The 18,663-nt window shown below is 66.9% G+C and carries 17 protein-coding genes; 7 read left to right on the top strand and 10 right to left on the bottom strand.

Annotated features, from left to right (window positions below):
• Positions 1-7: 7 nt before the first annotated feature.
• From CSW59_RS04520 to CSW59_RS04495, 6 genes are read right to left on the bottom strand one after another with little or no spacing between them, the layout of a single operon-like run.
• Complete coding sequence (locus tag CSW59_RS04520) at positions 8-1,276, bottom strand: aminotransferase class V-fold PLP-dependent enzyme (protein ID WP_099442908.1); 1,269 nt, start codon at positions 1,274-1,276, stop codon at positions 8-10.
• Complete coding sequence (sufD, locus tag CSW59_RS04515) at positions 1,273-2,301, bottom strand: Fe-S cluster assembly protein SufD (protein WP_099442907.1); 1,029 nt, start codon at positions 2,299-2,301, stop codon at positions 1,273-1,275. Before sufD ends, CSW59_RS04520 begins: the two co-directional genes overlap by 4 nt.
• On the bottom strand, positions 2,298-3,047 hold the full coding sequence (sufC, locus tag CSW59_RS04510; RefSeq protein WP_099442906.1) for a Fe-S cluster assembly ATPase SufC: 750 nt from the start codon (positions 3,045-3,047) through the stop codon (positions 2,298-2,300). The genes sufD and sufC overlap by 4 nt, the downstream gene beginning before the upstream one ends.
• A complete protein-coding gene (gene sufB / locus CSW59_RS04505) occupies positions 3,048-4,517 on the bottom strand; it encodes a Fe-S cluster assembly protein SufB (RefSeq protein WP_099442905.1) in 1,470 nt (489 codons plus the stop codon). It lies immediately after the preceding gene.
• Positions 4,517-5,671, bottom strand: a complete 1,155-nt coding sequence (locus tag CSW59_RS04500) for a cysteine desulfurase family protein (RefSeq protein WP_099442904.1) — start codon at positions 5,669-5,671, stop codon at positions 4,517-4,519. Before CSW59_RS04500 ends, sufB begins: the two co-directional genes overlap by 1 nt.
• Positions 5,668-6,144, bottom strand: a complete 477-nt coding sequence (locus CSW59_RS04495) for an Rrf2 family transcriptional regulator (protein ID WP_099442903.1) — start codon at positions 6,142-6,144, stop codon at positions 5,668-5,670. The genes CSW59_RS04500 and CSW59_RS04495 overlap by 4 nt, the downstream gene beginning before the upstream one ends.
• A 182-nt stretch (positions 6,145-6,326) precedes the next feature.
• Here CSW59_RS04495 and CSW59_RS04490 point away from each other — a divergent pair, with 182 nt between their 5' ends.
• Positions 6,327-6,977 carry an alpha/beta hydrolase gene (locus tag CSW59_RS04490; RefSeq protein ID WP_013079273.1) on the top strand — a complete coding sequence of 217 codons (651 nt, stop codon included), beginning with the start codon at positions 6,327-6,329 and terminating at the stop codon, positions 6,975-6,977.
• Positions 6,978-7,105: 128 nt separating this feature from the next.
• Entirely contained in the window at positions 7,106-8,386 is a 1,281-nt protein-coding gene (locus CSW59_RS04485) for an NAD(P)/FAD-dependent oxidoreductase (RefSeq protein WP_099442902.1), read from the top strand.
• Between the two features lie 43 nt (positions 8,387-8,429).
• On the opposite strand, the gene CSW59_RS04480 is transcribed toward CSW59_RS04485, so the two are convergent.
• Positions 8,430-9,533 (bottom strand): anhydro-N-acetylmuramic acid kinase, encoded by a 1,104-nt coding sequence (locus CSW59_RS04480; protein ID WP_099442901.1) that lies wholly within the window; start codon positions 9,531-9,533, stop codon positions 8,430-8,432.
• 42 nt (positions 9,534-9,575) lie between these two features.
• Here CSW59_RS04480 and CSW59_RS20910 point away from each other — a divergent pair, with 42 nt between their 5' ends.
• From CSW59_RS20910 to CSW59_RS04460, 5 genes are all read left to right on the top strand, one after another.
• The gene (locus CSW59_RS20910) at positions 9,576-9,626 is read left to right on the top strand and encodes a hypothetical protein (RefSeq protein WP_024265744.1); all 51 of its coding nucleotides are present in this window, start codon (positions 9,576-9,578) and stop codon (positions 9,624-9,626) included.
• Positions 9,627-9,723: 97 nt separating this feature from the next.
• Positions 9,724-11,049 carry a tyrosine--tRNA ligase gene (gene tyrS / locus CSW59_RS04475; protein ID WP_201722712.1) on the top strand — a complete coding sequence of 442 codons (1,326 nt, stop codon included), beginning with the start codon at positions 9,724-9,726 and terminating at the stop codon, positions 11,047-11,049.
• Between the two features lie 129 nt (positions 11,050-11,178).
• Positions 11,179-11,640 carry a peroxiredoxin gene (locus tag CSW59_RS04470; protein WP_099442899.1) on the top strand — a complete coding sequence of 154 codons (462 nt, stop codon included), beginning with the start codon at positions 11,179-11,181 and terminating at the stop codon, positions 11,638-11,640.
• Between the two features lie 235 nt (positions 11,641-11,875).
• Positions 11,876-13,027, top strand: coding sequence for a peptidoglycan DD-metalloendopeptidase family protein (locus tag CSW59_RS04465; protein WP_099442898.1), 1,152 nt, complete (start codon positions 11,876-11,878; stop codon positions 13,025-13,027).
• The gene (locus tag CSW59_RS04460) at positions 13,008-13,496 is read left to right on the top strand and encodes a polymer-forming cytoskeletal protein (RefSeq protein ID WP_099442897.1); all 489 of its coding nucleotides are present in this window, start codon (positions 13,008-13,010) and stop codon (positions 13,494-13,496) included. Before CSW59_RS04465 ends, CSW59_RS04460 begins: the two co-directional genes overlap by 20 nt.
• A gap of 67 nt (positions 13,497-13,563) precedes the next feature.
• Here CSW59_RS04460 and prfB read toward each other — a convergent pair.
• The 3 genes from prfB to CSW59_RS04445 form a co-directional block, all read right to left on the bottom strand.
• A protein-coding gene (gene prfB, locus CSW59_RS04455) for a peptide chain release factor 2 (RefSeq protein WP_099442896.1) occupies positions 13,564-14,686 on the bottom strand; the annotation gives its coding sequence in 2 pieces (ribosomal slippage) (positions 13,564-14,616 and positions 14,618-14,686; 1,122 coding nt in all).
• Between the two features lie 67 nt (positions 14,687-14,753).
• Positions 14,754-17,120 (bottom strand): penicillin-binding protein 1A, encoded by a 2,367-nt coding sequence (locus tag CSW59_RS04450; RefSeq protein ID WP_201722711.1) that lies wholly within the window; start codon positions 17,118-17,120, stop codon positions 14,754-14,756.
• Positions 17,121-17,245: 125 nt separating this feature from the next.
• Positions 17,246-18,445, bottom strand: coding sequence for an N-acetylmuramoyl-L-alanine amidase (locus CSW59_RS04445; protein ID WP_099442895.1), 1,200 nt, complete (start codon positions 18,443-18,445; stop codon positions 17,246-17,248).
• Positions 18,446-18,663: the final 218 nt, after the last annotated feature.

Raw genomic sequence — 18,663 nt, 5'->3', positions numbered from 1 at the left:
AGGCGGCTCAACTGAAGAAACTGCGGGCCTTGGCCAGCGCGTCCACGAACGCGTCAGCCTCGGCCTCGGTGTTATATAGGGCGAACGAGGCCCGGGCGCTCGACGTCACCCCGAAACGGCGCATCAAGGGCTCAGCGCAATGCGTACCGGCGCGCACGGCGACGCCGTAACGGTCCAGAACCTGGGCGATATCGTGGGCGTGGGCGCCCTCGACCGTGAAGGACAGCACCGCGCCCTTGCCGGGCGCCTCGCCCAGGATCCGCACACCGTTGACGCCGCGCAGCCGCTCGGCGACGCGTTCATAGAGGGCGTGCTCATGAGCGAAGACAGCGTCGCGGTCCAGGCCATTCAGCCACTCGATCGCCGCGCCCAGGCCCACAGCCTCAAGGATCGCCGGGGTGCCGGCCTCGAAGCGATGCGGCGGGTCGGCATAGGTGATCCGATCCAGCGCCACCGAAGCGATCATCTCGCCGCCGCCCTGGTACGGCGGCAGGGCCGCCAGGCGCTCGGCCTTGCCGTAGAGCACGCCGATCCCGGTCGGGCCGTACAGCTTGTGGCCGGAGAAGACGTAGTAGTCGACATCCAGGGCCTTCACGTCGACCCGCGTGTGGACCACGCCCTGGCAGCCGTCCAGCAGCACCGGCGCGCCGGCCGCATGGGCCAGGCGGACGATCTCGGCCACGTCGTTGACCGTGCCCAGCACGTTCGACATGTGGGTGACGGCGACCATCTTGGTCTTCTCGGACAGCAGGCCCTTGTAGGCCTCCATGTCCAGGCGCCCGTCATCCAGCACCGGGATGAACTTCAGGACGACGCCCTTGCGCTCGCGCAGGAAGTGCCAGGGCACGATGTTGGCGTGGTGCTCCATCTCCGAGAGCACGATCTCGTCACCGGCGTTCAGGCTCAGGCCAAACGATGATGCGACCAGGTTCACCGCCTCGGTCGCGCTCTTGGTCCACACGACCTCGTCGCGATCCGCGTTGATGAAGCGCGCGACGGTTTCCCGCGCCTTTTCATAGGCTTCGGTCGTTTCGTTCGCGAGGGTATGCAGGCCGCGATGGACGTTGGCGTACGAGGTCCGGGCCAGGCCCATCATGGCGTCCAGCACCGCGTCAGGCTTCTGGGCGCTGGCGGCGCTGTCGAGATAAATCAACGGCTTGCCGTGGACTTCTCGCGCCAGGATCGGAAACTGGGCGCGGATCGCCTGCACATCAAAGTCCCTTCCCCCTTGCGGGGAAGGGGTTGGGGATGGGGGTGTCAGCACGGCGCTGGTCATGCCTCGCTCCCCAGCTTGCGGGCGACCCAGGCGGCGGCGACTTCGCGCGCGCCCTCGTGCTCGATCCGCTCGATGACCTCGCCGACGAAGGCCACGGTCAGCATGGCCTTGGCGTCAGCCTCGGGGATGCCGCGTTGCTTGGCGTAGAACAGCACCTCGTCGTCCAGCGCGCCGATCGTGTTGCCGTGGGCGCAGGAGACGTCGTCGGCGAAGATCAGCAGTTCGGGCTTGGCGTCGATCTCGGCCTTGTCCGACAGGATCAGGGCGTGGTGACCCATCCGCGCATCGGTCTGGTCGGCGCCCTTCTCGACGACGATCCGGCCCTGGAAGACGCCGCGCGCCTGGTCCGTCACCATGCCCTTGGTCAGCTGGCTGGTGACGCCGTCGAGGCCGCTATGGGTGACGACGCTGGTCAGATCGGCGTGGCGCTGGGCGTCCAGCAGATAGGCGCCGTCGAGGCGGACCTGGGCGTGGGCGCCGGGATGGCGGACGCGGGTCTCGATCCGCTGGCGACGCGCGCCGGAGGTCAGGACGGTCTGGGCGAACTTGGCGCCGGGGGCCAGGATGACGTCGGCGGTGACGACGTTGACCGCCTCGGCCTCGTCGTCGACCAGCACGATCCGCTCCAGCGAGGCGCCCTCGCCCACGGCGATGTCGAGCACGACGTCGGAGACGTAAGCCCCGGCGCGGCCTTCATGGCTTTCCAGCAGGACGAGGCTCTCACCCGGCTTCACCACCAGGGCGTGGCTGGCGCCCTGCGAAGCCTTGTCGGCCAGGGCGACGAAGCGCAGGGCGACGACGCCCGAGGCGGCGTCGGACGCGGCCACGCGGCGGCCGTTGACGAACACGGTCTCGGCGTCGGCCAGTCCGGCGAACGGACCAGCCGGAACCTCCCCGTCATGCGCCGGCGCGACCGGCGGCAAGGTCTTCAGCAGACCCCGCAGGTCGGTCCAGCGCCAGTCCTCGTCGCGCCGCGACGGCAGCGCCGAGAGGTCGCCGGTCTTGAGGGCGGTCGAAAGGGTCAAGCCGCCGCCCCCACGATGCGGTCATAGCCCTCGGCTTCCAGCTGCAGGGCCAGTTCCGGACCGCCCGAGGCGACGATGCGGCCGGCGGCCAGCACGTGGACCTTGTCGGGTTTGATGTGGTCCAGCAGGCGCTGGTAGTGGGTGATGACCAGCATGCCGCGCTCAGGGCTGCGCAGGGCGTTGACGCCTTCGGAGACGATCTTCAGGGCGTCGATATCCAGGCCGCTGTCGGTCTCGTCGAGAATGAGGAACTTCGGCGAAAGCATGGACATCTGGAAGATTTCCATCCGCTTCTTCTCACCGCCCGAGAAGCCGACGTTCAGGCCGCGCTTGAGCATCTCGAAGTCGATCTTCAGCGCCGCGGCCTTCTCCTTGGCCAGCTTCAGGAAGGCCGGGGCGGCGATCTCGTCCTCGCCCCGCGCGCGGCGCTGGGCGTTGAGGGCGGTGCGGATGAAGGTCAGGGCCGGAACGCCCGGAATTTCCAAAGGATATTGGAACGACAGGAACAGGCCCTTGGCCGCCCGTTCGTTGGGCTCAAGCGACAGCACGTCCTCGCCGTTGAGCGTCGCCGAGCCTTCGGTGACCTCATAGCCGTCGCGGCCGGTCAGCACATAGGACAGGGTCGACTTGCCGGCCCCGTTCGGGCCCATGATCGCGTGGACCTCACCGGCCGGCACGTCCAGCGTGACGCCCTTCAGGATCGGCTTGTCCTCGACGCGGGCGTGAAGGTTCTTGATGGAAAGCATTTAACCGACGGATCCTTCGAGAGAAATCGCCACAAGCTTCTGAGCCTCGACGGCGAATTCCATGGGCAGTTGCTGCAGCACGTCCTTGACGAAGCCGTTGACCAGCAGGGCCACGGCTTCTTCTTGGTTCAGGCCGCGCTGCTGGCAATAGAACAGCTGGTCGTCCGACAGCCGCGTGGTGGTGGCCTCGTGCTCGAACACCGACTGGCCGTTGCGGGCCTCGATATAGGGCACGGTGTGGGCCGCGCAGTCCTTGCCGATCAGCAGGCTGTCGCACTGGGTAAAGTTGCGCGCCCCCTTGGCCTTGGGGTGGGCCGAGACGAGGCCCCGATAGGTCGAGGTCGACTTGCCGGCGCTGATGCCCTTGGCGACGATCCGCGAGCGGGTGTTGGCGCCCAGGTGGATCATCTTGGTGCCGGTGTCGGCCTGCTGATGGCCGTTGGTCACGGCGATCGAGTAGAACTCGCCGGAGCTGCCCTCGCCGCGCAGCACGCAGGACGGATATTTCCAGGTGATGGCCGAGCCGGTCTCGACCTGGGTCCAGGACACCTTGCTGCGATCGCCGCGGCAGTCGGCGCGCTTGGTCACGAAGTTGTAGATGCCGCCCTTGCCGGTCTCCGGATCGCCTGGGTACCAGTTCTGGACGGTCGAGTACTTGATCTCGGCGTCGTCCAGCAAAACAAGCTCGACCACGGCCGCGTGCAGTTGATTCTCGTCGCGCATCGGGGCCGTGCAGCCTTCCAGGTACGAGACGTAGGCGCCCTTGTCGGCGATGATCAGGGTGCGCTCGAACTGGCCGGAATCCTTGGCGTTGATCCGGAAATAGGTCGACAGCTCCATCGGGCAGCGCACGCCCGGCGGAATGTAGACAAACGAGCCGTCCGAGAAGACCGCGCTGTTGAGGCAAGCGAAATAGTTGTCCGAGGTCGGCACCACGCTGCCCAGGTACTGGCGGACCAGTTCCGGATGCTCGCGGACCGCCTCGCTCATCGAGCAGAAGATGACGCCGACGGCGGCCAGCTCCTTCTTGAAGGTCGTGACGACGCTGACGCTGTCGAACACCGCGTCGACGGCGTAGCGCGGCGCGCCTTCGACGCCAGCCAGGACTTCCTGCTCCTTCAAGGGGATGCCGAGCTTGGCATAGACGGCCAGGATCTCGGGGTCGACCTCGTCCAGGCTCTTGGGGCCCTCCTTGGTCGAGGGCGCGGCGTAGTAATAGCTGTCCTGGTAGTCGATCTTGGGGAAGTTCACCTTCGCCCAAGTCGGCTCTTCCAGCTCAAGCCAGCGGCGATATGCTTCCAGCCGCCAGTCCAGCATCCATTGCGGCTCGTCCTTTTTGGCCGAGATGAAACGGACGATGTCCTCGGAGAGGCCCTTGGGGGCGAACTCCTGCTCGATATCGGTCGTGAAGCCGTGCTCGTACTTCTCGAGCGCGGCGACGGTTTCAACAGTCTCTTTGACCGCGGCCACTAAGCCACCTCCCGGCGCCGAGCGCCGATACGCTTCCAGGCGGCGAGCCAGGCGTCGCCGCACTTGATCCAATCGTCTTCCGTACTCGCCCAGCCGCCACTGATACGCAGGGCGAACGGAGCGAGATCAGCGCGGCCCATGGCTTCCACCACGCGGCTGGCCTTGACCTTGCCCGAACAGCAGGCGCTACCGGCGCTGACCATGATCCCGGCCAGATCCATGTTCATGACCTGGACCTCGGAGCCAAAGCCCTCGCCCGCCAAGCACAACGTCTGGGGGAGGCGATCAGCGCCTTCGCCCAGCACGACCGCGCCTTGCGCCTTGACCCGCTGCGCCAAGGCGTCGCGCCATTGGGCTTGTTCGGCCAGCGAGGCAAGGCCTTCCTGGGCCGCCACGGCGGCCGCGCCGAACGCGGCGATGCCCGCGACGTTCTCGGTGCCGGCCCGACGGCCGCGCTCCTGACCCCCGCCATGCAGGCGGCGGGTGACGGTGGCGCGGGTCCCGGCGACCAGAGCGCCGACGCCCTGCGGCCCACCCAGCTTGTGGGCCGAGAGCGCCATGGTGTCGGCGCCGAGAGCCGAGAAGTCGATCGCGATCTTGCCAGCGGCCTGGACCGCGTCGACATGCAGCCAGCCGTCGTGGGCGCGCACCAGGGCGGAGACCTTATCCACAGGCTGGATGACGCCCGTTTCGTTGTTGGCCAGCATCAGGCAGACCAGGGTCTTGCCGGGTTTTTCAAGCGCTTGCGCCAGCCAATCGAGATCGGCGACGCCGTTGTTATCCACAGGCAGAATCTCGACCGGCAGGCCGCCACTCTGAGTGTTTTGGGCCTTGGCCGTCTCGGTGACCGCGTCGTGCTCGATCGTGCTGATGATGATGCGTTCGACGCCGGCGGCCCGGGCGCTCTCGATGGCCAGCGCATTGGCCTCCGTGCCGCCGCTGACGAATGTGACCGAGCCGGCGGGCACGCCGACCACGGCGCCGACCTGCGCGCGGGCGCGCTCGACCACGTCGCGGGCGGCGCGGCCGGCGGCGTGGACCGACGAGGGATTGGCCGGGCTCTCGAGCGCGCGCAACAGCGCTTCCCGCGCTTCCGGCCGCAAAGGCGCGGTGGCGTTGTAGTCGAGATAGATAGAAGAGCGGGAGGCGTTCACTCGGCCGCGATCTCCATCGGGCGGGCCGCTTTCTCGCTATTTGGCCGCAGCTCGCCCGCCAGCACGTCGGCGACAGAGACCGAGGCGAGGTAGCCGTGGATCTGACGCCCCATCTCTTCCCAGAGATTATGCGTCATGCAGCGCTCGCCACCCGCCATGCAGCCCTTGGCCTGGCCCTTGGTGAAGTTGCAGCGCGTGGCGCGCAGCGGCTCGTCCACCGCCAGAACGATGTCGGCGATGAAGGTCTCGGTCGCGGCCTTGGACAGGCGATAGCCGCCGCCGGGCCCTCGGGCGCTGATCACCAGCCCCTTTCGGCGCAGGCGCGCGAAGAGCTGTTCCAGATAAGAAAGCGAGATCTGTTGGCGCGCGGCGATCTCGGCCAGGGCTACGGCGCGGCCCTCGCCTTCGTCCTGGCGCTTGGCCAGGTCGGTCATCGCCATGACCGCATATCGCCCTTTCGTACTCAGGCGCATCAGCCTTACCCCTTGCAGATTCCGCGCGCATCGGCTTTTGCGTGTGCTACAAGCCGCGACTTCGCGCGCGGGCCGTCGGTCCGCTTGCTGGCTGCGATTTAGGAAGACCAAGCGCAGCGGTCAAGTATTCTGACGAGGCAAATCGTCGGAAGTTGGACCGCTGTCGAGCTGAAGGGGACGACATGCCTGATGTGATTTTGACCGGCGCGTCTGGACGGATCGAGGGTCGCTACTCTCCGGGCAAGACCGAGACGGCCCCGATCGCCCTGATCCTGCACCCACACCCCAAGGCCGGCGGTCACATGAACCATCCGGTTTCGGTGCAGCTGTATCACCTCTTTATGAAGCGCGGTTTCGCGACCCTGCGCTTCAATTTCCGCGGCGTGGGCCGCAGCCAGGGCGAGTTCGACGCCGGCATCGGCGAGCTGGCCGACGCGGCCACGGCGCTGGACTGGCTGCAGACGTCCAACCCGGCCGCCAGCCAGACTTGGGTCGCCGGCTTCGACTTCGGCGCCTATATCGGCATGCAACTGCTGATGCGCCGCCCCGAGACGGACGGCTTCATCTCGGTCTCGCCGCCGACCAACATGTACGATTTCAGCTTCCTGGCCCCCTGCCCGGCCTCGGGCTTGTTCCTGACGGGTTCGGCCGACACCATCACCCCGCCGGTCGAGGTGGAGCGGGTGGTCACCAAGCTGCGCACCCAGAAGGGCATCACGATCGACTACGAAGTCATCGACAAGGCCAGCCACTTCTGGACCGAGCACCTACCCAGCGTCGAGAAGAGCGTCAGCGACTATCTCGACAAGCGCCTGGCGGAAAATCCGATCTAGACGTTCATAAAGGCCTCCCTCCGGGGAGGCCTTTTTCGTTCGCGGCTCGTGCAGAGCTACACCTCTTCCTTGAAGAACAACGGTCAGCTATATTTTCACCGATTGATGAATAAAAGGGCGAGACGGTGATGCACTACGACATCGTCATCGTCGGCGGCGGCGCCGGCGGACTGGAGTTGGCCTCGCGGTTGGGCCGCCGGCTGGGGGGACGTCACGGCAAGCGCCGCGTGCTGCTGATCGACCGCTCCAGCTTTCACATCTGGAAGCCGACCCTACACGAGGTGGCCGCCGGCACGCTGGACGTCCACCAGGAGGGTGTCTCCTACGCGATCCTGGGCCGCTCGAACGGCTTCAACTTCCTGTTGGGCGAGCTGACGACCTTCGACCCGGCCGCCAAACGCCTGACCCTGAAGGCGATCACTGGCGACGATGGACAGGTCCTGGCGCCCGAGCGGGCCATAACCTTCACCTTTGGGATTCTGGCCATCGGTTCGGGCTCGAACCTCTTCGGCACGCCCGGCGCCGAGCAGGCCTACCTGCTGGAGCGCACCGAAGACGCCGAGGCCTTCCACGCACGGCTGCTGGCAGCCTTCACCAAAGCCTCGTTCTCGGCCGAAAAGATCATGCGTGTGGCGATCGTCGGCGGCGGCGCCACCGGGGTCGAGCTCTCGGCCGAGCTGATCGAAGCCCACCGAGAACTCTTGGGCAGTCTTGGCGACGAGCAGCGCTTCCGCCTGGACATCACGGTGGTCGAGGCCGCGCCACGGGTCCTGGGCGCCCTGCCCCAAAAGATCGCCGACAAAGCAACCATCGCGCTGGAGCGCAAAGGCGTGGCGGTAAAGACCGACGCCAAGGTCCTGGCGGTCCATGCCGATCGCCTGGAGACCAGCCAAGGCGACATACCCGCCGACCTGATCGTCTGGGCTGCGGGGATCAAGGCCGCTGAGACGAACCAGGGCTTTGGCCTCGAGACCAACCGCGCCAACCAGTTCTTGGTCAACGACCGCCTGGAGACCTCGGCGCCCGACATCTGGGCCCTGGGCGACTGCGCCGCCGCGCCGTGGAAGGACGGCAAGATCGTCCCGGCCCGCGCCCAGGCCGCCCACCAGCAGGCCAGCTATCTGCAGCGAGCCATCGTCGCGCGTCTGCACCAGGGCAAACTGAACACGCCCTTCGTCTATCGTGATTTCGGCTCGCTAGTGTCCCTCGGCGACAACAAAGGCGTCGGCGCGCTGATGGGCGGGCTGGGCGGCCCGAACTTCTTCATTGAAGGGCTGCTGGCCAAATGGGCCTACATGTCCCTGCATCTCGACCATCACCGCGCGATCCTGGGCGTCGGCCGCACGGCGACCTTGGCGCTGGCGCGGTTGCTGCAACAGCGGGTGTCGGGGCGCCTGAAGCTGCACTAGGGTCCGTACGCAATCCTCCCCATAGCGGGGGAGGATTTCTCTCTTACGGCAGAACTATTCTTCCGCCGGTCATCGGCGTCTTCACGCCCGTGGTCCCCGGGAAGCTGATCGGCAGGCCCTTGGCCGTGCGGGCGGCGAGGTAGGCGAAGGCTTCGGCCTCGATGCTGTCGCCGCGCCAGCCGAAGGCTTCGGCGGTCTTGACCGGCACGGGCGCGCGTTCGGTCAAGGCGCGCATGATCTGCGGATTATGACGCCCGCCGCCGCAGACGATCAGGGCGCTGGGCCGCGCACCGTGGTCGAAGGCCTTGATCACCGCCTCGGCCGTGAAGGCGACCAGAGTGGCGGCGGCGTCCTCGGCCGACAGCGGCTCGACCAGATCCAGCGGGAAGTCGTAGCGGTCCAGCGACTTGGGCGCGGGGCCGGCGAAGTAGTCGCTGGCCAGGAAGGCGTCGAGGATGGCTTGGTCGACCCGGCCGGCGGCGGCCAGACGGCCGTTCTCGTCGAACCGGCCCAGCCCACGCTCCTGCAGCATCAGGTCGATCATGCCGTTGCCGGGACCGGTGTCGAAGGCCAGCAGATCGTCGCCCTCTCCAATCAGGGTGATGTTGGCTACCCCGCCGACATTCAGAGCCGCCACCGGCGCGGCCAGGCCCGAGGCCCGGGCCCGAGCGGCGTGGTAGATCGGGGCCAGCGGCGCGCCCTGCCCGCCAGCCGCCACGTCGGCCGCGCGGAAGTCGAAGGCCACCGGCCGACCGGTGGCCTTGGCCAGGCGCTCGGCGTCCAGCAGTTGCACGGTCCGGCCGATCCGCTCGGGCGTCGGGCGCTCGTGCAGCACGGTCTGGCCGTGGACGCCCAGCAGGTCGAAGTCGCTCCAGGCCAGGCCGTGCTCGGCCAGAAAGCTTTCCGCCGCGTGCAGGTGCTCATCGGCCACCGCCCGGGCGGCCTCGGCGAAGATCTCGGGCGCGGGCTTGTCGCGCGGCCAGCCTCGGGCGACCTCGGTGGCCACCAGCAACAGGTCCCGGGTCTCCTCCCGCAGCTTGCGCTCGCCGGCGGGACCAAAGGCTTGGATGTCGTGGCCGTCCGTTTCCAGCACCGCCATGTCGACCGCGTCCAGCGAGGTGCCGGTCATGAATCCCAGGATTTTCATGGGACCGTTGACTGCCACGGCGGCGAAACGCTAGCTAGGCCCATGATCGACGCTTTCGTCCTGGCCCGCCCCTATTACCGCCCGCTGCCATAGCGGGAGGCCGACCAGACACGTCGCTTAGCCCCCGCCTCGCCGGGGTCGCTTTCTTGCTAGTCGATCATGCGCTCCGGCATCCTCCCCGGAGTCTGAAATGAAAGCCTCACAATCCAATCCCGCCGTGCTAGACGGCCCGCCAAGTCAAATAGAGAGTCGATCCATGTCCGCCGCGTCGTCCTTCAAGTCAGAGTTCCTGCGAACCCTGGAGGCCCGCGGCTACATCCACCAGATCACCCATCCGGACGAACTGGACGCGGCCGCCACGGCCGGGATCGTCACCGCCTATATCGGCTTCGACGCCACCGCCCCGTCCCTGCACGTCGGCAGCCTGATCCAGATCATGCTTCTGCGCCGCCTGCAGCAGGCCGGTCACAAGCCGATCGTCCTGATGGGCGGCGGCACGACAAAGGTCGGCGACCCCACCGGCAAGGACGAGAGCCGCAAGCTGCTGTCGGACGCCGACATCCAGGCCAACATCGCCGGCATCAAGCAGGTCTTCGCCAAGTTCCTGACCTTTGGCGACGGACCGACCGACGCGATCATGGTCGACAACGACGCCTGGCTCTCGAAGTTCGGCTACGTCCAGTTCCTGCGCGAATACGGCGTCCACTTCACCGTCAATCGGATGCTGGCCTTCGACTCGGTCAAGCTGCGCCTGGAGCGCGAGCAGCCGATGACGTTCCTTGAGTTCAACTACATGCTGATGCAGGCGGTGGACTTCCTGGAGCTGAACCGCGCCCACGGCTGCGTGCTGCAGATGGGCGGCTCGGACCAGTGGGGCAACATCCTGAACGGCGTCGAGCTGACTCGCCGCGTCGACCAGAAGAGCGCCTTTGGCCTGACGACGCCGCTCCTGGCCACCGCCTCGGGCGCCAAGATGGGCAAGACGGCGGCCGGGGCGGTGTGGCTGAACGCCGAGCAGCTGAGCCCCTACGACTACTGGCAGTTCTGGCGCAACACCGAGGACGCGGACGTCGGCCGCTTCCTGAAGCTGTTCACCGACCTGCCGCTGGACAAGATCGCCGAGCTGGAAGCCCTAGAAGGCGCCCAGATCAACGAGGCCAAGAAGGTGCTGGCCGACGAAGCCACCCGCATGGCCCACGGCGAGGAAGAGGCTCGCAAGGCCCGCGACGCCGCCGAGAAGGCCTTCGAACAGGGCGCGCTGTCGGCCGACCTGCCGACCTTCGAGGTTCCGGCGGCCGACCTGGAGGCGGGCATCGTGCTGGCGGCCCTGTTCGCTGACGCGGGCCTGGCTGGCTCGCGCGGCGAGGCCCGCCGCCTGGCACAGGGCGGCGGCCTGAAGGTCAACGACAAGGCCGAGGCTGACGCCAACCGGACGATCACCGCCGCCGATCTTGTCGAGGGCGTCGTCAAGCTCGCCGCCGGCAAGAAGAAGATCGTGTTGGTGAAGCCCGTTTAGTTAGTTGACTGTCATCCCGGCCGCAGCGTAGCGGAGAGCCGGGACCGCCAACGACTCATGAGCTTGCGGTGGTCCCGGATCGCGCTTCGCGCGTCCGGGATGACAGCTTTCTAGGTGGAGAAGCGTTCGATGCTGCAACCCGGCGACAAGGCCCCCGATTTCGACCTGCCGACCGACACCGGTCGCGTCAGCCTGTCAGCCCTGAAGGGCAAGAACATCGTCCTCTATTTCTACCCGAAGGACGACACCGCCGGCTGTACCTCCGAAGCGCTGCAGTTCTCGTCGGAAGTCGAGGAGTTCCAGAAGCTGGGCGCGGTGATCATCGGCGTGTCCAAGGACAGCGTCGCCTCGCACGCCAAGTTCCGCGTCAAACACGACCTGACCATCGAACTGGCCGCTGACCCCATGGGCGATGTGGTCGAGGCCTATGGCGCCTGGGTCGAGAAGAGCATGTACGGCCGCAAGTATATGGGCATCGACCGCTCCACCTTCCTGATCGACCGCGAGGGCGTTGTCCGCGAGGTGTGGCGCAAGGTGAAGGTGCCGGGCCATATCAAGGCGGTCATGAACGCGGCCAAGGCCATTAAGTAAGTTCTCCTTTTTCGGGAACGCTTGCGCGACGCGGGTGTTGTATCCGCGCCTCAACCTGTGGCCTTTCCACGGCTTACGCGGTTAACGCGTGGTCGTGCTGCTCAGAAAACGTTAAGGATCGAGGCGCAAAATGCCTTTTCGCGACTCGCGTCCTTTCAGGGCGCGAAGAGTCTTGCACGTTGACGTTTTATCGTCCCATATCCCCCGGACCTGAAACGGGGGGTTTCCTGGGACGATGGCGATCAAGCGCTTCAAGCGACTGCGGCAATCTCTCGAAGCATTGTTCCCTGAACGGCATCTCTACGTCCGCTCTGGCGGTGAGATGCGCGGTTATGTTCTGTCCACGAACAAACAGTTGGTCGGCGCGGGCTGCGTGGCGGTCGGCGCGCTCTGGATGGGCGTCTGCACGGCGGCGATGCTGATCAGCGCCCTGTCAGTCAGCTCGACCGACCAGCAGGTGATCAAACAGAAGGCTTACTACGAGCGCCTGAATGCTGACCGGCAAGCCCGCCTGAACAGCGCCGTGGCCCAGCTATCGGCCACCAATGGCTCGCTGGACGAGCTGGCGACGTCCGTCGAGAAGCGCCACGCCGCCCTCGCTCTCCTGGTCTCCGACTTCAAGGGCGTCCCCGGGGCCGCTGAAGCGCTGACAGTCGCCAAGCCGCGCCTGCTGGCCGCTAGCCCCGTCGAACGCATCCAAGCCACTCGCATGGATCAGGAGCGCCTGATCGACGCCGCCGAAGGCTTCGCCAAGAGCCGCGCCGAACGCCTGCGTCTGGCGATGCGTATGGCGGGCCTCGACGCTGGCGCGTTCACCGGCCGCGGCGTTTCGTTGGGCGGCCCGCTGATCGAGGCCAAGGACCCCCGCGCTCTTGCCGCGGTGCTAGACGTCGACGAGGACTTCGCCAGCCGTATCCAGCACGCCGCCAACGACATGTCGGACATGCGCAGCCTGGGCGCTGCGGTGAAAAAGCTGCCCCTGTATCGCCCGACCAGCAATCCCGCCCTGTCGTCCAGCTATGGCGTGCGATTCGATCCGTTCACGCACCGGCCAGCCTTCCACTCGGGCCTGGATTTCCCCGGAGCCATGCGCACGCCGATCATGGCCACCGCGCCCGGCGTCGTCTCCTACACTGGGGTTCGCGCGGGCTATGGCAACACGGTCGAAATCGACCACGGCGGCGGCTTCAAGACCCGCTACGCGCACCTGTCCTCGATCGGCGTCCGCGTCGGCCAGCGCGTGGCGATCGGCACGCGGATCGGCGGCATGGGCTCGACGGGTCGATCGACCGGCCCGCACCTGCATTACGAAGTCTGGGTCAATGGCAAGGCCCAGAATCCCAATCGCTTCTTGAGGGCTGGTGAGTATGTTCAGCAAGCAAGCTAAGTCGGGCCCCAAGGCCGCCAACCGCGCCGAGGCGCCCCCTAGCCTTCCCCCCGGGAATGCGGCGGACGCCCAGCGTCGCGCGACTCCGAGGGTTGCCTCCCTGCTCTCCGCCGACCTGACGATTGAGGGCGCCATCGAGGGCGAAGGCGAGCTGCAGCTCGACGGGATCCTGCGCGGCGATGTGCGCGTGGCGCGTCTCAGCGTGGGCGAGACCGGCCATGTCGAGGGCTGCGTCCAGGCCGACCTCGTTGAGGTGCGTGGCCGTATCGTCGGCTCGATCACCGCCAAGCAGGTCCGCCTCTACGGCACCGCCTATGTCGACGGCGATATCACTCACGAGCAGTTGTCGATGGAATCGGGCGCCTACTTCCAAGGTCGCAGCCTCAAGTTCCAGCGCCCGCCCGCCCCCATCCAGCCGACGCCGGAGCCGGAAGTGCTGGCGATCACCGCGACTCCGGTCGAAGCCTGAGATACAAAAAAACGCCCCGGATCGCTCCGGGGCGTTTTGCTTTCTCAGCGGTCGACAGCCAGAAGCCTCACGCCTCGGCGGCGTCGCGCGTGGCGCCGACCCGCTGGGCCAGGGCCGCGCCCATGAACGCGTCGAGGTCGCCGTCCAGCACACCTTGGGTGTCGGAGGTCTCGACGTTGGTCCGCAGGTCCTTGACCATCTGGTAGGGCTGCAGGACGTAGCTGCGGATCTGGTGACCCCAGCCGATGTCGGTCTTCTGGTCTTCCAGCGCCTGCTGAGCGGCCTCGCGCTTTTGCAGCTCGGCTTCGTACAGACGCGCGCGCAGCATCTTCCAGGCCTCGTCGCGGTTCTGGTGCTGCGAGCGGCCAGCCTGGCAGGCCACGGCGATGCCGGTCGGAATGTGCGTCAGACGCACGGCCGAGTCGGTCTTGTTGATGTGCTGACCGCCGGCGCCCGAAGCGCGATAGGTGTCGGTGCGCACGTCGGCGGGATTGATCTCGATCTCGATGGTGTCATCAACCACCGGATAGACCCAGGCCGAGGCGAACGAGGTGTGGCGACGGGCGCTGCTGTCATAGGGGCTGATGCGCACCAGCCGGTGCACGCCCGCCTCGGTCTTCAGCCAACCATAGGCGTTGGGCCCCTTGACCAGCAGCGTGGCCGACTTGATGCCAGCCTGGTCGCCGTCGGTCTCTTCGATCAGCTCGGTCTGCATGCCGTGGGCGTTGGCCCAGCGGGTGTACATACGCAGCAGGATGCCGGCCCAGTCGCAGGACTCGGTGCCGCCGGCGCCGGAGTTGATTTCGATATAGGCGTCGTTGCCGTCGGCTTCCCCCGAGAGCAGGGCCTCGAGCTCGGCGCGGCCGGCCCGGTCCTTCAGAGCCTTCAGTTGGGCGCGGGCGTCGTTCAGCGACTCCTCGTCGCCTTCCATGTCCGCCAGTTCGGCGTACTCGACGGCGTCCTTCAGATCGCGCTCGATCGACTGCACCGCCTCGACCTTGGCGGCCAGCGCGGCGCGCTCGCGCGAGACAGCTTGGGCCTCGGACGGACGGTCCCACAGGGTCGGGTCCTCGACCCGGGCGTTCAGCTCATCGAGCTTGCGGAGAGCGACGTCCCAGTCAAAGACGCCTCCTGAGCAGTCCCACGGACTGCTCGATGTCGGCCGCGGCGGCCTCAACATCCGGTCTCATCACGTAACTCCGTGACAGTGTTGAAGGGCGCAGGCTCTAGCCTGCGTCGCCTCCCCGCGCAACGACATCAATAGAGGCCGCTCAGCGGATCGACCTTCTGAACGGGCTTGCCGGGCTGGGCCGGCGGCTGCGGAACCGGCGGAAGGCCGGGCGTGAGCTCATTGTAGGGGATCGGCCCGGTCGGCGCGATCTCCACCTTGGGCTCGGTGCCGGGTCGGAAGGCTTCGCGTACGCCGCGCACAAGAGCGAACTTGGCGTTCTTTGGCGGCTTGAAGTCAGCGACAGGCTGACCTTCCAGCGCGACCTTCATGAAGTCCATGAACACCGGGACGGGGCCCGCCGCGCCCGTCTCGCCCTCGCCCAGCGAGCGGTTGTCGTCGAAGCCGAAGAAGACACCAACGACGAGGTTGGGCGAATAGCCGACGAACCAGGCGCTTCGGTAGTCGTTGGTCGTACCGGTCTTGCCGGCCAGCGGGCGGCCCAGCGAGCTGACGGCGGCGGCGGTGCCGCGCTGGACCACGCCCTGCAGCATCGAGGTGATCTGGTAGGCCGTCACCGGATCCATGATCTGCTCGCCCGGCGCTGGGAAGCGCGGGCTTTCATCGCCATTGAAACCGGCGTCGCAACGCTCGCAATCGCGCTTGTCGGCGCGGAAAATGACCTTGCCCTCGCGATCCTGGACGACCTCGATCAAGTGCGGCTCGACGCGGCGACCGCCGTTGACAAACGGGGCATAGGCGGCGGTCAGCTTGAAGGGCGTGGCCTCCCCCGCCCCCAGCGCCATGGCCAGCACCGGATCCATGTCCTTTACGACCCCGGCTCGCTTGGAGAAGTCGATGATCTTCCTCATGCCCACAGCCTGAGCCAGGCGCACGGTCATGGCGTTGATCGACTTCTCCAGACCCTTGCGCAGGGGTTGCGCGCCATAGAACTCCTTGTCGTAGTTCTCGGGACTCCAGTCCTGGCCGTTGGCGCCCTTCAAGGTGATGGGGCCGTCGACGACGACGCTGGCCGGCGTGTAGCCGTTCTCCAGGGCGGCGGCGTAGACGAACGGCTTGAACGCCGAGCCTGGCTGGCGCTTGGCCTGGGTGGCGCGATTGTACTTGGATAGCGAGTAGCTATAGCCGCCGACCAAGGCGACGATACGGCCGGTATAGGGCTCCATCGCCACCAGCGCGCCGTTCACGGCCGGAATCTGACGCAGGCGGTAGCCGCCGCTGGCGGCCTTCTCCACGAAGACGAGATCGCCAGCCTTCAGGCCCTTGCCGGCCTTGGCCCAGGCCATGTCCTCGCCAACAATCTGGCCCTCGCCCTCGCCCTTGACCAGGCGGACCTGGCCGCCATTCGAGGTGACGAGGGCGCGGCGCCAGGCCGTGCGCTCCGACGGGATCAACTTGGCAAGGGCCGTCTTTTCCCAATTGAGGTCGGTCGGCTCCACATGCCCCCAGGCGCCGCGCCAGCCGTGGCGGCGATCATAGCGTTCCAGCCCGTCCATCAGCGCGATCCGCGCGGCCGTCTGCAGGCGCGGATCCAGCGTCGTGCGCATGTAGTAACCGCCCTCAGTCAGGCGGGGGCCGAGCGTGGCCATGCCGCGCTGACGGACTTCCTCGACGAAATAGTCAGCGTCGCGATAGGCCGCGCGCTTGGGACCAGGCTGGACGACGAGGTCCTCCGCCATGGCCGCTTGCGCCTGGGCCTTGGTGATCCACCCCTGCTCGGCCATCTGGCCCAGCACCCAGTTGCGGCGGCCCATCGCCTTGGCCTTGTTGCGGATCGGATGGTAGTTGTCCGGCCCCTTGGGCAGCGACGCCAGATAGGCGCTTTGGGCCAGGGTCAGCTCTGGCAGGGACTTGCCGAAATAGTTGTAGGCGGCCACGCCGACGCCAAACGAGCGATAACCCAGCCAGATTTCGTTCAGATAGAGCTCAAGAATCTGCTGTTTGGTCAGCGACTGCTCCAGACGGCCCGCCAGGATCGCTTCCTTGAACTTGCGACCGACTGTGGCGTCGCTGGTCAGCAGGACATTCTTGGCCACCTGCTGTGTGATGGTCGAGCCCCCTTCAAGACGCCGACCGCGGATGGCGTTGCCGACATTGTTGATCATGGCGCGCGAAAGGCCGCCGACATCCACGCCGCCGTGGCTGAAGAAGTTGCGATCCTCGGCCGCCAGGAAGGCCTGGACCAGCTGTGGCGGGATCTGGTCGTAGGGGATGAAGATGCGGCGCTCCTTGGAGTACTCGCCGATCAGGGTGCCATCCCAGGCGTAGACGCGCGTGGCGGTGGGCGGACGATAGTCCTGCAGCTCACCGGCGTCGGGCATGTCGTGGAAAAGCCAGGCCGCATAGATCGCGATCGCGAATCCGGCGACGGCGATGACCGAGAGCACCGCCACGCCCGCGATGGCCATCCATCGTTCGGTGGGTTTCAGATCCACGCGACCTCCGTAGGGCGGGCGTCCTGACCCACCACACACCTAGACTTCGATTGTTCGGCGCAGGGCGCGAACGATCGCTTCTGTGATTAGAGCGCGGCGCGCGAAAGGGGAAGCGGACCTTTAGGTCAGGACTTGCGGACGTCCGCCGAGAAGTAGGCCTCGATGGAGTCACCCACCGCGTCGACCAGACGAGCGCGACTGGCCTTGTTGGTCAGGAAGGCCTCGTCCTCCGGATTGGTGATGAAGCCCATTTCCAGCAGGACGGCGGGCACGTCCGGCGCCAGCAGCACGAAGAAGCCGGCGTCGCGGTGGCTGCGGCGCAGCAGCGCCGTCTCCTCGCCGACATTGGCCAGCAGCAGTTGGGCGAAGGCGGCGGAGCGATTCTTGGTCGCGCGCTGCGACAGGTCGAGCAGGATCTGACTGACCGCGCGGTCGCGCCCAGGCAGATTGGCCTTCATCAGCCAGTCGCTCTTGTCGAGGACCAGGCCGACCCGCTCTGCCCCCTTTTCAGACAGGGTGTAGACCGAGGCGCCGCGCGTGGCGGTATCCGGACCGGAATCGGCGTGCAGGGAAATGAAGAGGTCGGCGTCGGCCCGGCGGGCGATCTGCACCCGGCCTTCCAGCGGTACGAAGGTGTCGGTTTCGCGGGTCAGCACCACCTGATAGCGGCCGGTCTTCTCCAGGCGCGCCTTTAGGGCCTTCGCCGTGGCCAGGGTGACATCCTTCTCAAAGGCGTTGGCGCCCAGAGCGCCCGAGTCCTTGCCGCCGTGTCCGGCGTCGATGACGATGACCTTCTTAAGGCGCAGGGGCGCGGCCTTGATCGGCGCACTCGCCTGGATCAGACGCGGCGCGGCCTGCGGAGAGGCCGGCGCGCCCGCAGCGTCCACGGCCTTAAGGTCGATGACGTAGCGGTAGGCCGTGGCGCCGTCGCCCGGCGGCAGCAGGAAGCGGCGGCGGACCTCGACCTTGCCGGCCAGCTCCAAGCGCAGACGCGCGCCACCGGCGGCCTCGTCGATCAGCCAACGCTTCACAAGCCCCTGACCAGAGCCTTGCAGGTCGCCAGAAATGGTGACGTTCGGCAGCGCCAAGACCAGACGCTGGTCCGCCGCGCCATCGGAAATCAGCTTACCAGCGGCGGCGCGATCCAGATCAATGACCACGCGGGTTTCCGTTCGGTCGCCGCCGAAGCGGACCTTCTGCACACCCGAGGGCGCGACGGAGCCTTGGGCGGTCGCGACGGCGACGCCAGCGGTGGTCAGGCCGCCGACGATCAGGGCCGCCCGAAACCAGCCCATGCGAGCCAAACTGATGAGAACCTTACGCATACCCACCCGCGCTAGCCGGATTTGGTGAACCGATCGTCAATATCGGCCCGAGGCGGTAGCCAAAGGGTTAAGTCCTGATGCGCGTGGAAAGCTTTTCTTTTCCGCGCCAATGTGGCTACAGTCCCGCCGCGTGCGAAGTTCCGTGATCGTCACGACTGCGTGCGGGCTGTCCCTGGTTTCGAAAGAGGTCCTGAACCCCTTCCGTCGCCGGGGCGGCA

Origin of the sequence: Caulobacter sp. BP25 (assembly GCF_002737755.1) — a bacterium.
Classification (GTDB): Bacteria; Pseudomonadota; Alphaproteobacteria; order Caulobacterales; family Caulobacteraceae; genus Caulobacter.
Note: the sequence above shows the minus strand (reverse complement) of the source record. Positions and strands in the feature narration are given on the sequence as shown.

Excerpts from the sequence above, each read along its gene's own strand:
- CSW59_RS04520 (WP_099442908.1), bottom strand. The coding sequence starts at position 1,276 with ATGACCAGCGCCGTGCTGACACCCCCATCCCCAACCCCTTCCCCGCAA.
- sufC (WP_099442906.1), bottom strand. The coding sequence starts at position 3,047 with ATGCTTTCCATCAAGAACCTTCACGCCCGCGTCGAGGACAAGCCGATC.
- CSW59_RS04495 (WP_099442903.1), bottom strand. The coding sequence starts at position 6,144 with ATGCGCCTGAGTACGAAAGGGCGATATGCGGTCATGGCGATGACCGAC.
- CSW59_RS04490 (WP_013079273.1), top strand. The coding sequence starts at position 6,327 with ATGCCTGATGTGATTTTGACCGGCGCGTCTGGACGGATCGAGGGTCGC.
- CSW59_RS04485 (WP_099442902.1), top strand. The coding sequence starts at position 7,106 with ATGCACTACGACATCGTCATCGTCGGCGGCGGCGCCGGCGGACTGGAG.
- CSW59_RS04480 (WP_099442901.1), bottom strand. The coding sequence starts at position 9,533 with ATGAAAATCCTGGGATTCATGACCGGCACCTCGCTGGACGCGGTCGAC.
- tyrS (WP_201722712.1), top strand. The coding sequence starts at position 9,724 with ATGAAAGCCTCACAATCCAATCCCGCCGTGCTAGACGGCCCGCCAAGT.
- CSW59_RS04470 (WP_099442899.1), top strand. The coding sequence starts at position 11,179 with ATGCTGCAACCCGGCGACAAGGCCCCCGATTTCGACCTGCCGACCGAC.
- CSW59_RS04465 (WP_099442898.1), top strand. The coding sequence starts at position 11,876 with ATGGCGATCAAGCGCTTCAAGCGACTGCGGCAATCTCTCGAAGCATTG.
- CSW59_RS04460 (WP_099442897.1), top strand. The coding sequence starts at position 13,008 with ATGTTCAGCAAGCAAGCTAAGTCGGGCCCCAAGGCCGCCAACCGCGCC.
- CSW59_RS04445 (WP_099442895.1), bottom strand. The coding sequence starts at position 18,445 with ATGCGTAAGGTTCTCATCAGTTTGGCTCGCATGGGCTGGTTTCGGGCG.